The organism is Candidatus Brevundimonas colombiensis (genome assembly GCA_029202665.1).
GTDB lineage: Bacteria > Pseudomonadota > Alphaproteobacteria > Caulobacterales > Caulobacteraceae > Brevundimonas > Brevundimonas colombiensis.
The window spans coordinates 3,003,021-3,017,283 of record CP119326.1; the positions used below are offsets into that span (position 1 = coordinate 3,003,021).

14 protein-coding genes are annotated in these 14,263 nt (G+C 67.8%); 7 read left to right on the top strand and 7 right to left on the bottom strand.

The window, feature by feature from the left end:
* The first annotated feature begins 8 nt into the window (after positions 1 to 8).
* Positions 9 to 980, top strand: coding sequence for an NAD(P)H-quinone oxidoreductase (locus P0Y50_14760; GenBank protein ID WEK39775.1), 972 nt, complete (start codon positions 9 to 11; stop codon positions 978 to 980).
* On the opposite strand, the gene P0Y50_14765 is transcribed toward P0Y50_14760, so the two are convergent.
* Complete coding sequence (locus tag P0Y50_14765; protein WEK39776.1) at positions 977 to 1,657, bottom strand: beta/gamma crystallin-related protein; 681 nt, start codon at positions 1,655 to 1,657, stop codon at positions 977 to 979. The genes P0Y50_14760 and P0Y50_14765 overlap by 4 nt on opposite strands.
* Positions 1,658 to 1,879: 222 nt before the next feature.
* On the opposite strand from P0Y50_14765, the gene P0Y50_14770 reads away from it, so the two are divergent.
* On the top strand, positions 1,880 to 2,545 hold the full coding sequence (locus P0Y50_14770; GenBank protein ID WEK39777.1) for a DUF1013 domain-containing protein: 666 nt from the start codon (positions 1,880 to 1,882) through the stop codon (positions 2,543 to 2,545).
* Positions 2,546 to 2,621: 76 nt separating this feature from the next.
* Here the strand turns inward: P0Y50_14770 and P0Y50_14775 are convergent, their stop codons facing one another.
* Positions 2,622 to 2,795, bottom strand: a complete 174-nt coding sequence (locus P0Y50_14775; GenBank protein ID WEK39778.1) for a DUF465 domain-containing protein — start codon at positions 2,793 to 2,795, stop codon at positions 2,622 to 2,624.
* Between the two features lie 115 nt (positions 2,796 to 2,910).
* Here P0Y50_14775 and P0Y50_14780 point away from each other — a divergent pair, with 115 nt between their 5' ends.
* The 5 genes from P0Y50_14780 (at position 2,911) to ugpC (ending at position 6,327) form a co-directional block, all read left to right on the top strand.
* Positions 2,911 to 3,510 (top strand): UbiX family flavin prenyltransferase, encoded by a 600-nt coding sequence (locus tag P0Y50_14780; protein WEK39779.1) that lies wholly within the window; start codon positions 2,911 to 2,913, stop codon positions 3,508 to 3,510.
* On the top strand, positions 3,510 to 3,974 hold the full coding sequence (locus P0Y50_14785; protein WEK39780.1) for a TIGR02444 family protein: 465 nt from the start codon (positions 3,510 to 3,512) through the stop codon (positions 3,972 to 3,974). Before P0Y50_14780 ends, P0Y50_14785 begins: the two co-directional genes overlap by 1 nt.
* A 36-nt stretch (positions 3,975 to 4,010) precedes the next feature.
* Positions 4,011 to 4,235, top strand: coding sequence for a DUF465 domain-containing protein (locus P0Y50_14790; GenBank protein ID WEK39781.1), 225 nt, complete (start codon positions 4,011 to 4,013; stop codon positions 4,233 to 4,235).
* A gap of 163 nt (positions 4,236 to 4,398) precedes the next feature.
* Complete coding sequence (locus P0Y50_14795; protein WEK39782.1) at positions 4,399 to 5,037, top strand: M23 family metallopeptidase; 639 nt, start codon at positions 4,399 to 4,401, stop codon at positions 5,035 to 5,037.
* Between the two features lie 201 nt (positions 5,038 to 5,238).
* Complete coding sequence (gene ugpC, locus P0Y50_14800; protein WEK39783.1) at positions 5,239 to 6,327, top strand: sn-glycerol-3-phosphate ABC transporter ATP-binding protein UgpC; 1,089 nt, start codon at positions 5,239 to 5,241, stop codon at positions 6,325 to 6,327.
* Between the two features lie 156 nt (positions 6,328 to 6,483).
* Here the strand turns inward: ugpC and P0Y50_14805 are convergent, their stop codons facing one another.
* The 5 genes from P0Y50_14805 to P0Y50_14825 are packed head-to-tail and all read right to left on the bottom strand — an operon-like array spanning position 6,484 to position 14,237.
* A complete protein-coding gene (locus P0Y50_14805) occupies positions 6,484 to 9,693 on the bottom strand; it encodes a discoidin domain-containing protein (GenBank protein WEK39784.1) in 3,210 nt (1,069 codons plus the stop codon).
* Positions 9,694 to 9,740: 47 nt separating this feature from the next.
* Positions 9,741 to 10,556 carry a carbohydrate ABC transporter permease gene (locus tag P0Y50_14810; protein ID WEK39785.1) on the bottom strand — a complete coding sequence of 272 codons (816 nt, stop codon included), beginning with the start codon at positions 10,554 to 10,556 and terminating at the stop codon, positions 9,741 to 9,743.
* A complete protein-coding gene (locus P0Y50_14815; protein ID WEK39786.1) occupies positions 10,553 to 11,497 on the bottom strand; it encodes a sugar ABC transporter permease in 945 nt (314 codons plus the stop codon). Before P0Y50_14815 ends, P0Y50_14810 begins: the two co-directional genes overlap by 4 nt.
* Complete coding sequence (locus P0Y50_14820) at positions 11,494 to 12,762, bottom strand: sugar ABC transporter substrate-binding protein (protein ID WEK39787.1); 1,269 nt, start codon at positions 12,760 to 12,762, stop codon at positions 11,494 to 11,496. Before P0Y50_14820 ends, P0Y50_14815 begins: the two co-directional genes overlap by 4 nt.
* Positions 12,759 to 14,237, bottom strand: a complete 1,479-nt coding sequence (locus P0Y50_14825) for a glucoamylase family protein (protein WEK39788.1) — start codon at positions 14,235 to 14,237, stop codon at positions 12,759 to 12,761. Before P0Y50_14825 ends, P0Y50_14820 begins: the two co-directional genes overlap by 4 nt.
* Positions 14,238 to 14,263 lie beyond the last annotated feature (26 nt).

Sequence of the window (14,263 nt, forward strand, 5' to 3'; positions counted from 1 at the left end):
CGGGTGCGATGCGGGTCATCGAGATCGAAGGCGGCTCAGGGCCGGCCGAGGCGTTAAGGATCGCAGAGCGTCCTGATCCCGTAGCGGGACCGGGCCAGGTGGTGATCCGCGTGCGGGCGGCGGGCGTGAACCGGCCGGACCTGTTGCAACGCACCGGCGCCTATCCGCCGCCGCCGGGCGCGTCCGACATCCTGGGGCTGGAAGTCGCCGGCGAGATCGCCCAGGTCGGCGAAGGCGTCATGCGCTGGCGGATCGGCGACCGGGTCTGCGCCCTTCTAGGCGGCGGGGGTTACGCCGAACAGGCCTTGGTCGACGCCCGCCACGTCCTGCCGATCCCGGATGGTCTGGATTTCATTCAGGCGGCGGCGCTGCCCGAGACGGTCTTCACCGTCTTCACCAATGTGTTCGAGGGCGGCGCCCTCAAGGCTGGCGAAACCCTTCTGATCCACGGCGCGACCAGCGGCATCGGCGTGACGGCGATCCAGATGGCCAAGGCGGCCGGAGCGACCATCATCGCCACGTCTCGCGGCGCCGACAAGGCCAGGGCAGCCGCCGCGCTGGGGGCCGACGTCAGCCTGGACGCCAGGACCGACGACCTGGAGGCCGCCATCAAGGGGGCGGGCGGCGTCGATGTGATCCTGGACATGGTGGGGCGCGACTATGCCGATCTTAATCTGCAAAGCCTGAAAGCCGGCGGGCGCTGGGTGGTCATCGCCTCCCTGACCGGCGCGAAGGTCGAGATGGACCTGCAGCGGATCATGCTGAAACGCCTGACCCTGACAGGATCGACGCTGCGCAGCCGAGCCGCCGACGAGAAGGCCCGTCTGGCGGCTGCGGTCGAGGCGACGGCCTGGCCCTGGATCGCGTCCGGGGCCGTCACGCCGCGCATCGACGCCGTCTATCCGCTGGAACAGGCCGCCGATGCACACGCCGAACTGGAGGCCGGCGCGCACATCGGCAAGATCATGCTTCGGGTCTAGCGATCGGAACGCCAGCCGCCTTCGACCGGACGCAAGGACGAGATGTTGTCATTGAAGCCGCCGTCCAGGTAGCGGACGTCGCCGTCCACGATGCGGCAGCGCCCCCGGAACTCGGCGTCGGTGCAGACTTCCCAACGACCCTGAACGCGCATCGAACTGATACGGTCGTTGAAGGGCGTGCGTCCCAGATTGCGGTCCTCGCTGGTGAACTCGCGCGAGGCGCCTCTGAAGTTGGAGTTCTCATAGACGACGATCGAGGATCGGCCCCAGCCGCCGCCGTTGCCGCCGCCCCAACCCGGACCGCCCCAACCTGGACCGCCATGACCCGGGCCGCCCCAGCCTGGGCCGCCATTACCTGGTCCGCCATTACCCGGCCCCCAGCCACCGCCCGGGCGACCCGGGCGACCGGACTGGCTGTCCTCATAGTCGCCACGGAAGCGGCCGCAGACCAGCAGGCCGTCGTTGTTGACGATCTCCTCGTCGCCGCAGCGCGCCAGTTCGATGGAGGTGCCGCGAATCCGCCCGCGCATGTCGCGGCAATCGGCGTACAGCCGACCGCGATTGGTGTAGGACTCGGTGCACGTCTGGGCGTAGCTGCCGCGGGGGGCGACCCGCTGGCTGCTGTAGTCCTGGCCCGCCATCGCGGCGGCCAGCGCGGCCGAAAGTAGAATGGACATCGTGGTTTTCCTCTCCTGGAGGCTCAAAGCCTTCACTACCGCGAAGGTTGCACCGGAGCGGATGAACCGTTGCTGTATGCGATTGTCGGGCGGCGTTTTCTTTTCGCCCGAATAGGCCTATATCGACCTCATAAGCGCCCGGTCGAAAGGCCGGGCGCCGTCGTATCCAACGCTAGCCGAAGCCTCATTCGGCGGCCCCTACAACACCGGGACGAACGCCCCATGAGCGACATTCTGATGCCCAAGGCCACTGCGGTCTGGCTGGTCGACAACACCTCCCTCAGCTTCGAGCAGATCGCCGATTTCTGCGGCCTGCACCCGCTGGAAGTTCGCGGCATCGCCGACGGCGACGTGGCGCGCGACATTCGCGGCGTCGATCCCGTGACCGGCGGCCAGTTGACGCGCGAAGAGCTGGACAAGGCCCAGGGCGACGAAAACTATCGGATGAAGGCCATCGTCAGCCGTCACGCCGAACTGCTGAAGTCGGCCAAGCCCGCGCCGAAATACACGCCCGTCTCGCGTCGCCAGGACCGCCCGGACGCCATCGCCTGGTTCGTGCGCAACCACCCCGAAGTGACCGACGCCCAGATCGCCAAGATGCTGGGCACGACCAAGTCCACGATCGAGAGCGTGCGTAACCGCACCCACTGGAATTCGGCCAACATCAAGCCGGTCGATCCCGTGACCCTGGGCCTGGTCGGCCAGCTGGCCCTGGACGAGATCGTCAAGAAGGCCGCCGACAAGAAGGCCAAGGACGACCTGAAGAAGGGCGGCGGCACCATCCAGCCCGTCGAAGAGGTCGAGGTCGAGCCCGAGTTTGTCCCCGAAGCCCGCCAACGCCCGACCGCCGAACCGACGGCGGAATCGGTGTTCGGCACGAAGGACTGATCCTGCTTCACGCAACGAAAACGGCCCCGGAGAGCGATCTCCGGGGCCGTCGTCGTTTTGGGAGGTTTGACGCCGTTCAGTGGGCGCGGGTCTCCAGGCTGGTGATCTCTTCCTTGAGCCGAAGCTTCCTCTGCTTCAGCTCCCTGACCTGCAACGCGTCCACGGAGGGCCGCGACAACTCCTTCTGGATGGTCTGATCCAGATTGCGATGACGGTTACCCAGTTCGCGAATACGAGCCTCGATGGTCATGGCTTGCGCCTCCTCAGGTTAGGGACCAGTAGAGTGAGCGCCCGGTTTGGCAGGCTGTGGAATCACATTCCGGTGACAGCCGCCTCGCCGGACACCATGGAGGCTGACCGCAAAAATGGTCGATGATGTGAACGGAGCCATACGGAACCCGCCCGCCCGGATCGTGGTCGGAATTTCAGGGGCTTCCGGAGCAATATACGGCGCGCGGACGCTGGATGCGCTGAACGATCTGGGGATCGAGAGCCATCTGGTGGTGACCAAGGCCGCCCTGCTCACATTGTCGCAGGAGACGGATCTGACGCCGGACGCCCTGACGGCCAAGGCGTCCGTGACGCACAAGCTTGGCGATGTCGGCGCGACCATCGCCTCCGGCTCCTTCCGCACCCTGGGCATGATCGTGGCCCCCTGTTCGGTCAGGACGATGAGCGAGATCGCGACGGGCGTGACCTCGACCCTGTTGACCCGCGCGGCGGACGTCACGTTGAAGGAACGGCGGCCGCTGGTGCTGATGGTGCGCGAGACGCCGCTGCACCTGGGCCATTTGCGGACCATGACGGCCCTGGCCGAGATGGGCGCCGTGATCGCCCCGCCCCTGCCCGCCCTCTACGCCCGACCGGCCTCGATCCAGGAGATGGTCGATCAGTCGGTGGGCCGCGCCCTGGACCTGTTCGGCCTGGACTGGAACGCCGTGCGGCGCTGGAAGGGCCTGAGCTGATGTCGCTGTGGGACTGGGCCGTCGCCGCCTATGGCGCGCCGGGCGTTTCGGACGCCTGTCTGGCGCTGCAGGACAATCACGACCAGAATGCGCCGCTGCTGCTGTGGTCCGCCTGGGTCGCCGCGACGGGGCGCCGACCGGATGCGGAGACGATCGAGGCCGCCTGCGACACCGCCCGCGCCTGGGACAGGGTGGTGGTCGCCCCGCTGCGGGCCGTGCGCCGCATCCTGAAGGCGCCCGTACCCGACATCGACGACGGCCCGCGCGAGACGATCCGCACCCGCATCAAGGGTCTGGAGCTTGAGGCCGAACGGAATCTGCTGGAGGCGCTGGAGGCGCTGACGCCCCCGCCGACGGGCCCGGCGCGGCCCGCCATCGAGGGTTTGGCGGCCACAGCCCGGGTCTGGGCGTCCGTCACCCCTCGCCCGGCGCTGATCCGCCTGGCCGACGCCCTTCCGGCCTGAAGCCAGCGTCGCTATAAGCCCCTTGGGGACCAGACCATGAACGACGACCTGCCTGACATCAGCGAAGAAGAAGCGGCGCTGCACGCCCGCGTCAAACTGCTGCGTCAGGAGCATGCCGATCTGGACGCCTCCATCGACGCCCTGGGCCAGGCGGCCGTGCCGGATCAGCTGATGATCGCCCGGCTGAAGCGCAAGAAGCTGGCCATCAAGGACGAAATCGTGAAGATCGAGGACGTCATCCTGCCCGACATCATCGCCTGAGGGGTATCCCCAGGGGGTTCCGCCCTGCGACCATCCGCCGCCGATCCAGGCCCCAAAGTCGCCCCAGCGCTGCGTCATAAGCCGGCTTCCACGGAACGCCGGGCGTCGTCGAACGCCGCGTCCCTTCATTCCAGAGCGTAAAGACGCTGGGAGACGCCGCCGAATGCGACGCCTGATGACCAATGCGCCGATGGCGCGTTGCAAGACCCTGTTGATCCACTCCGGCCAGACGGCCGCCTTCGCCGCCGTGGCCGTTTTCGCCGCCGCAGCCGCGCCCAATGTCGCCGCCGCGCCGGATCGCACGCCGACGCCCGTCGCCGTCCCCGTCGCCCCGCCGATCAAGGCCGAGGCGGAAAAGGCCGGCCCCGTGACGCGCCAGATCGTCTTCACCGCCCCGGTGCGCGGCTATGCGATCAACTCGGCCTTCGGCCTGAGGAAACTGGCCATCGAGGCCCAGGCCCGCGCCCACAAGGGCGTCGACATCGCCGCGCCCCAGGGGACCAGTGTCTTCACCGCCGCCGAGGGCCAGGTCTTGCGAACCGGCTACGACGCCGGGGGCTACGGCAACTTCATCGAGGTGCGCCACCCCAACGGCATGACCACCCTTTATGGCCACCTCAGCCGCATCGACGTGGCCAGCGGCGACCAGCTGACGCCCGCGCAGCGCATCGGCCTGGTCGGCTCCACCGGCTATTCCACCGGCCCGCACCTGCATTTCGAGGTCCGCCGCGACGGCGCCCAGGTCAATCCGACCAAGGTCATGGACCGCCATTTCCAGATCGCCCTCAAACCCACGACCTGAGGACCGGTCGCCTTGCGGCGTGCGGCGGCGATCCTTGCAGCTTAAGCCAGCAACCGCGAAGGCCGGGATGCGGCGTGGCGGGGCGCCAGGGGCCCGAGATCCATGCGCTGAGGCAGCCCATCGCCAACACGCGGCATTGATCCGCCGATGTAACCGGTTACGGTGCGGCAAAACAGAAGCGGTCCAAGGGAAACAGGAAGAATGGCGAACGTCCGTCTGGTCGACGTGAAGAAGGCGTTCGGCGCCGTTCAGGTGCTGAAGGGCGTCGATCTGGAAATCGCCGATGGCGAGTTCGTGGTTTTCGTCGGCCCCTCGGGCTGCGGCAAGTCCACCCTGCTGCGCACCATCGCCGGTCTGGAAGAGGCGACGACCGGCCAGGTCTCAATCGGCGACCGCGTGGTCAACGACCTGTCGCCGTCGGACCGGGGCATCGCCATGGTGTTCCAGTCCTATGCGCTTTACCCGCACATGACGGCCTATGAGAACATGGCCTTCGGCCTGAAACTGGCCAAGACGGACAAGGGCGAGATCGACCGCCGCGTCCGCGCCGCCGCCGAGGCGCTCAGCATCACCGACTATCTGGACCGCAAGCCCAAGGCCATGTCGGGCGGCCAGCGCCAGCGCGTCGCCATCGGCCGCGCCATCGTGCGCGAGCCCGAGGTCTTCCTGTTCGACGAGCCCCTGTCCAACCTGGACGCCGCCCTGCGGGTGCGGATGCGTTACGAGTTCGCGCGGCTGCACGCCGAGCTGAAGACCACCATGATCTACGTCACCCACGACCAGGTCGAGGCCATGACCCTGGCCGACCGGATCGTGGTGCTGAACGCGGGCCGGATCGAGCAGGTCGGCGCGCCGATGGCGCTGTACGATCATCCCGCCAATCTGTTCGTCGCCGGCTTCATCGGCAGCCCCAAGATGAACCTGCTGGCGGGCCAGATCGTCGAGGCGTCGGCTGGCAGTGCGACGGTGAAGACGTCCGCTGGCGAGACGATCCGCGTCGCCGTGGACGCCGCTTGCGCCAAGCCAGGCGATGCGGTCACGCTGGGCGTCCGCCCCGAACACCTGACCACGACCGGCGACGGCGACGCCCTGACCGCCGAGGTGATGTTCGTGGAAACCCTGGGCGCGGCGACCATGGCGCACCTGAAACATCCGGCGTCCGAAGACACCCTGACGGTTCAGTTGGCCGGCGAACTGCGCGCCAGGGCCGGCGAGCGGCTGACGCTGCATGTCCCCGCGAAACAAACGCATCTGTTCGATGCGGATGGGAAGGCGTTTCGTAGACTGTGACCCTCTCCCATTGGGAGAGGGCTTGAGCACACGGCGGCGAAAGCCGTCGTTCTTGTGCGAAAGGGTGAGGGTCAGGCGGCGCGACTTGGCCCACCGGCCGACCCTCATCCGGCCCTTCGGGCCACCTTCTCCCACTGGGAGAAGGACATATTTTTGTCAGCGCAGTTCCACCCGTCGCGCACCTGCCGGAATGGCCAACTCGTCGCCCGCCCACGCCGCCGCGCGACCGTCGATCCGCACTCGCTCCGGTCGCCCCTGCCCCGCCGGCCATTGCAGCACGAAGCCGCCGGGCGGATTCGCACCGCCGCCCAGGGTCAGCACATATCCCCGCTGCTCCTTGCGATAGGCGTAGGTCAACGGCCCGTAGGCGGTGCGAAGGGACGTCACCCCGACCCCTTCGTTGGTGTCCAGCCAGGCCTCCGGCACGCCCGCCGCCAGCACCAGGGCGTGATCGCGGTCCCGCTCATAGGCGAACAGGTCCAGGGCTGACCGGATATAGTCCGAGCTGATCCAGGCGTGCGGCATGTCGCCGATGAAGCGCGGCTCGCGCTTCTCGCGCCCCACGACCTCGGCCCAGCCGTTCCAGGCCTCGGGCCGCCGGTCGGCCATCAGGAAGTCCAGCACCGCCAGCGCACGGTCCTTTTGCCCCAACCGAACGTAGGCCCCGACCAGCCGCCATTCATAAGGAGTATAGTCCTTCCACGCCGTGCGGTTGGTCAGCCGGTTCTGAAAGTTTTCCCAATAACGGTCAAAGGTTCGCGCCAGAAGTTCGGGCGGAAGATCATCCTTTTCGCCCGCCGGCGACAGGGCGATGGTCGTCGAGGTGGCGTCGAAATCGCCCCGATCCGCCGCCCCGGCGATCCAGTCGATGCCGTGATAGGCGGCCGTCGCCGTGATCGAGGCCCGGATGTCGGCGGCGAACTGATCGCGCGCCGCCGCATAGCGGGCGGCGGCCGCCGTATCGCCCAGCGTCTCGGCGATGAAGACCGCGTCCTTGTAGCCCAGCAGCCCCCAGAAATCGTCCCAATAGGAATAGGCCGCCTTGTCCGAATAGCCCTCGTGGCTGATCGTCGGCGGCAGCAGACCGTACAGATGCCGCTGGTCCGGCGCCTCGAACGCCGCCGTCCGGGTCGAGGCGCGCAGGCCGTCCATATAGGCGATGGCCTTCTGAACCTGGGGCCAGACCTGGCGCAGCAGAGCCTCGTCTCGGGTGTAGCGATAGGTCTCGGCGGCCAGGAAGACGAACTCCCCATGGCTGTCGTTCTCGGGCACCGGATCGGCGCCGCGCGCATCGACGCAACACGGAACCTTGCCGTTCTCGAACACATAGGGGGCGTACCAGCGCAGATAATCGGCCGAATGCTCGGCCATGCCCAGCCGGTTCAGCCCCTCGGCCATCATGGCCCCATCGCGAATCCAGGAGCGGTTGTAGCTGCGGGTGCCGGGCTGCAGGATCGGTCCCTGACGCGACATCAGCATATGGGCCAAGGAGGATTTCAGCGCGTGCTCGATCCGCTGGGCGGCGGGCGGCAGGGTCAGTTCGACCCGGTCCAGCTTGCCCCGCCATTCGGCCGCCAGCCGCGTTTCGACCGTGTCCAGCACCGCCGCCGCCTGCCCCGCCGGCTCGGGCGCCAGGGCGTCGCCGGACAGTTGCGAGACCCAGCCGACCGTGCGCGTCTCACCGGGATGGAGCGTCACCTGATAGGTCAGGGCGCCGCCGGCCAGACCTGTGGCGTCCGTGGTCGTCGCCGCCTCGCCCGCCGGTCGCTGAACCGACGGCAGGATCAGGGACTGCGGATCGGCGCCCGCATCGAAGGTCGCCAGCGCCACCTGGTCGGGCGTCGCCAGCGGCTGGATGCGAACCGCGTCGTTCAGCGTCAGTTGGGCGCCGTCCCAGGCGAGGCGCTCGACCGGGCTGACCCCGCCGGGAATGGCCAGGAACTGACGCGGCGCATTCACCTGCATCGGCCGCGCGGCCAGGGCCAGGGTCAGGGTGCGCGGCCGGTTGGACGTGTTGGTCAGGTCATAACGCCCCCACAACTGCGCCTGATCGGGCGGACCGTCGGCGAAGGCGGTGATCGTCAGCGTCCAGTCATCGGCGCGCCACGTCACCGACGGGATCGGCAGGTCGCCGTCCTTCAACCCCTGTTCGATATTGACGTCGGCCCAGGTGATCAGCCGCCCGTTGTCGACCACGAAGGGTTCGATGCTGGGCCCGGCGCGGCGCAGTTCGATGGCGCCGTCCTCGCCGATCAGGCCGCTCTCTCCGCCCCCGTCCACCCCGACCAGGGTCCAATAGGATTGCTCGCCTGAGAAGCCGCGCGGATAGAGGCCACGCCGGTTCTCCCTGGTCACCGCCTCCAGAAACACCGTGGCGTCGGCGCCGAAGGCCAGGGGTTCGACCTCGATCTCGTTGAGCGCATAGGTCGTCGCCTGGGCCGCGCCCAGCCTCTGGCCCGCGCCGGACGACCCGACCACCTCCGACGCCGCCCGCGGCTTCAACGGCTCAAGCCTCAGCCAGCGCGCCGTCGCCTCGGGCGTCCTCAACCAGTCGACGCCGCCGTTTCCGCCCGTCACGGTCGCCAGCGGCCGCCAGTCGCGCCCGTCCAGCGAGGACGACACGCGATAGTCGCTCGCCGCGCCGCGTTCGCCCCAGCGCAGGATCAGGCCGCCGAACTCCCGCTCATACCCCAGGTCCAGCGTCAGGACCGGCGCGCCCGCGACCGGCGGGGTCCAGGCGGTCTTGATGTCCCGATCCACGACGCGCGCGGCGGTGGACGGCGAGCGACCATCGCTGGCGATCGGCTGGGGCGGCACGGCCGGGTCGGCGGGCAGTTCGCGGATCGACAGCTGGTCGATGTCGATGAAGCCCCGTCCGCCCTCGGCCGCCACCACGACGAACTCGACCCGCTCGGCGCGGCGCAGTTCGGTCTCGGGGCTGGGGCCCCAGGCCTTGGACACCTGACGGCGCTTGATGACGAAGCGGGTCCAGCCGTCGGGGAAATCGTAACGGGCCGTCTGTTTCCACCAGACGTTCTCGGCCGAGGCGTCGGTGAACTTGACCTCGAAGGTGTTCGTCGGCCCCTGGCCACGCACCCAAAAGCTGATCTCGTAGTTGTCGGGCAGGTCGAACTGCAGGTCACGCGCCGCGAAGGCGTAACCCGCCTTGCCGTTGAAATCATAGGTCAGACGCACAGCCCGCCCGTCATGCCCCGCGACCGACGACACGGTCGAGGAGACATCGGTGGAGGCGTCGGCCTTCCACGCGGCGGCGTCCTCCATCGGGTCCAGCACCCGCGTCGTCTGGGCGAAGGCGGGGGTCGAAATCGCCACGGCGATGGCGAACAGAGAGGCGGCAAGGCGCATGGGAGGCCTGATCCTTGTCGTCGTCCCAGAGGGACAGGGAGAGAAGCTCAGCCCTTCACGCTGCCCGCGAGCATGCCGCGGATGTAGTAGCGTTGCAGAGCCAGGAAGAGGATCAGCACGGGCGCGACCGTGACCACCGCCCCGGCCATCATCAGTTCGATGTCCTGCACATGCTCGCGCGACAGGGCCGCGAGCGCGACGGGCAGGGTATAGTTCGACTGGTCCGTCAGGATGATCAGCGGCCACAGGAAGTCGTTCCAGCTGCCCAGGAAGACGAACAGGCCCAGGGTGACGATGATCGGCTGCAGCGTCGGCAGGACCACGCGGCGGAAGATCTGGCCCTCGCTGGCGCCGTCGATCCGGGCGGCCTCCAGCATCTCGTCGGGAATGCTCAGCGCATATTGGCGCACCAGGAACAGGCCGAAGATCGAGGCCAGCCACGGCACAAGCGCCCCGGCATAGGTGTTCACCAGCCCCATCCCCTTCAGCATCAGAAACAGCGGCAGGGTGCCGATCTGGGCCGGGACCACCAGGGCGGCGACCAGGAACTGGAACAGCCGCTCGCGCCCCTTGAACTTCAGCTTGGCGAAGGCGTAGCCGGCCGGGACGGTGAACCCCAGCGCGAGGATGGTGGCCAGGGTCGCCAGGGCGAAACTGTTCCACAGATACCGCCCCATCCCCTGGTTCAGGAACAGGTCGCGATAATGCTCCAGCGTCCAATGCGACGGCAGCAGCGGCGGCGGAAACACAGCCGCCTCGCCGGTCGCCATGAAGCTGACCGACACCATCCAGACCAGCGGGAACAGCACGATCAGGGCGATGAGGGCGACGGCCAGGTTCAGCAGGATCGCGCGAATGTTCACTGATACGCCCCCACCCGCTTGGCCACCGCCAACTGGACCAGGGTGATGGCCAGGATGCACAGGAACAGCACGAACGCGACCGCGCTGGCGGAGCCCAGGTTCCACCATTTGAAGCCTTCCTCATACATGAAATACAGCACCGTCACCGTGCTCTGGGCCGGCCCGCCCTGCGTCATCACATAGGGTTCGGCGAACAGCTGGAAGAAGCTGGCGACCGAGATGATCGAGACCAGCAGCATGGTCGGCGCGATGGCCGGCAGGGTCACATGGCGGAACTGCTTCCACGGCCCGGCGCCGTCGATCCGCGCGGCCTCGTACAGGTCGTCCGGCACGGTCTGAAGCACCGCCAGGAAGATCAGCATATTGTAGCCGAAGATCTTCCAGACCACGAACATCAGGATGGCGGGAATGGAGGTCGAGGGATCGCCCAGCCAGTCCACGGCGGGCAGGCCCAGGCTCGTCAGACCCCAGTTGATGACGCCATATCGCGTGTGCAGCAGATAGCGCCACACCACCGCCGTCGCGACCAGGGTGGTGACATAGGGGGCGAAGAACATGACCCGCCAGATCGGCCGCCATTTCACCACCCGCGCGTTCAGGATCACCGCCGCCGCAAGGGACGCCGCGATGGACAGGGGCACGCCCAGCACCGCAAAGGTCAGTGTGTTCTTCATCGCCCCCCAGAACAGCGGATTGGTCAGCAGCCGCTCATAGTTCTGCAGGCCGACGAAACGCAGATTGTCCAGGTTCGCCAGGGCGTAGATGTCGAAGTCGGTCAGGCTGAGCAGCAAGGCCGCGATCACCGGAATGGCGAAGAACAGACCGATGGCCAGCATGGCCGGGGCGACGAAGGCCCAGGCCGCCCGCTCGCGCGCGCCGCGTCCCCGCGGCGGGCGATCTCTTGTCCCCGCCTTGGCCAATGTCGGATCGGCGACGGTCATACCACCCTGCCCTGTTCCATCATCCAACGGCGTTTCTCCAGCAGCCGGTCGGCGCGGCGGTCGATCTCGGCGGCGGCGGTCTCAGGCGTATATTCGCCGCGCACCATCCGTTCGGCGACGATCTGCATCTCCGTCACGATCCGCTCCCATTCCGGCACCTTGGGCACCGCCTTGGCGCGCGACAGCTGGCCTCTGAACGGCGCCAGCATCGGATCGCGTTCGACCCCCGCGATGTCCCAGGCGCTCTGGCGTGCGGGCAGATCGCCGACGATGGCGTTGAACCGGGCCTGCACCGCCGGTTCGGACAGATAGCGGACCAGGGCCCAGGCCGCGTCCTGATGCGGGGAGGATTTGAATACCGCAAGACTCGACCCGCCCGGCGCCGAGGCCCCCAGGCCGTTCGGCCCCGGCACGCCTGCGGTGGCCCAGTTCGGCTGGAACGACGCCGGCAGCTTGCTGCGGAAATCCCCCACGCTCCACGGGCCAGAGAAGTAGAAGCTGAAATAGCCCTTGGCGAACTCGGTCCAGACGTTGGAAATCTGCGTCGACGAGGCCAGGGGCGCCAACTGTTCGGCGAACAGGCTGCGATAAAAGGCCAGGGCCGCGACGAAACCGGGGCTGGAGAAGGCGCCGCGCGTGTCCCGGTCACGCAGCAGCGGTTCGTCGATCTGAAGCCCGAAGGTCAGCAGCTGCTCGAACTCATTCAGCGGCAGCAGGATGGCGTAGTTGTCGCCGCCCGCGACCCGCTTGATCGCATGCATGGCCCGCTTCCATTCGGCCCAGTCCTGCGGCGGCGCATCGAACCCGGCGCGGGCCAGCAGGTCCTTGCGATAGAACAGCAGCCGCGTGTCGACATACCAGGGCGTGGTCATGGCCCGTCCGGCGATCTGGTTCGTCTCCAGCACCGCCGGAAACTGATCCGCCAGCAGGTTCGCCGCCTGGGGCGGGGTCGGCGACAGGGCGCCGATGGCCGTCAGCTCCGCCACCCAGGTATTGCCGATCTGGCTGACATCCGGCAGCGACGCCCCGGCATAGGCGGTCAACAGCTTCTCGTGCGCCGCCGTCCACGGCAGAGGCTGCACCGAGACGCGGACGCCCGGATTGCGCCGCTCGAACTCGGGCATCAACTGCCCGACCGTCCCGCCCTCATTGCCCATAGCCCAGAAGCGCAGAACGGTCTCGCCCGAGCGGCGCGGGGTGCAGGCCGCAGCCGCCCCTCCCGCCATCAGGGCCAGCGCCCCCCTTCTGTGCGGGCCTGGACTCATCCGTTCATCCAGCCGCCGGTGAAGCCCGCGATGTCGAGCGCGCGGCGGATATTGGGCTCGCCGCGCATATGGCGCCAGACGAACTCGGACCTGTGGTTTTCGGTCATGATGACGATCGGCCCCTGGTCGATGCCCAGATAGTCGCCGTCCACCCAGCCGACGCCGTCCACGATCTTGCCGTGCTGCAACGGCCCGTCGCGCACCGTCAGGGTCGGGTTGAAGCTGTCCAGGAAACCCCACTCGGTATAGACGCCCGCGCCGTATTTCTGCTTCATCGCCTTGACGCAGGGCACGACGATCTCGGGCGCGAAGGCGATGGAGCTGGCCGCCGCCGTGGGCGCGATGGTGCCGTCGTCACGCTCGCCGGGCCCGCGCGCGGAATAGCTGAAGAACTCGCGCTCCCTGCCGTCGATCACCTGTTTGAAGTCCCCCGGCCCGTCGCAGGCCGTCAGGCCCCAGACCTCGGACGAATAGCCGGCCCATCCCGCAACATTGTCGTGGGCGTATTTCTGCTGGGCGTAGACGGCGCGGCGGCTGTTCTCGAAATAGTCGAGGTATTCGCCCAGTTGGGCCGACTGACCCCGCATCCAGGCGTCCTGAATGCCGCGGAAATCGATGAACATATGGCTATACTGGTGCCCGAAGATGGGCGCGAAGTTCAGCCGCCAACTGCCCCAGCGGTCGGTCCAGCTCTCGTCATAGCTGGCCGCCCATTCGTGCCAGACATTGACCGACACCGGATGGGTCGGACTGCCGATGGCCAGCAGCAGCACCAGCATCCCCTCGTTATAGACGTGCCAGTCCGAGGGGATAAAGCCGCTCTCGGGATGCCAGCCCATGGTGATGCGGTTGTCGCGGATCACGGCCCACGGCCATTCGATCCGCTCGTAGATAGCCTGGGCCTTCTGCCGGATTTCCGCCTCGTCGGCATGACGGCCGTCGAAATAGCGGGCGGCGAACAACATGCCGCCGATCAGCAGGGCCGTATCGACCGTGGACAGCTCGTTCTGCGCGAACCGCAGCCCGGTCTCCATGTCCAGGAAATGATAGAAGAAGCCCTTGTGGCCCGCCGTGCCGGTCGCCTCCGGGCCCTGCGGCAGATCATGGAAGAACCGCAGCGTGGTGAGCGTCCGCTCGCGCGCCTCGGCCCGGCTCATCCAGCCGCGCGCGACGCCCACCGGCCAGCAGGTCAGGGCGAACCCCACAGCCGCCACCGAACAGAAGGACGGCGTGGGCCAGCGATCCGGCGTCAGCCCCGTCCTGCGATCCGTCACCTTCTCGAACCAGCGGAAGGTCCGCTCCTGAAGCTCCTCGATCTCCTGATCCAGCCGCAAGGGCCGCCGCTGCGTCCCATTGATTGCGCCTGTCGCCACCGCCGCTCCGCCCGCCTGCTGCGCCGCCGCCATCACCGGAAAACCGGCGGCCAGAACCGCCGCGCCCGTCGTGGTCCGCATCAGGAAGTTTCGACGATTCATGGGCATGCTCACAGGGTCTGCATCGA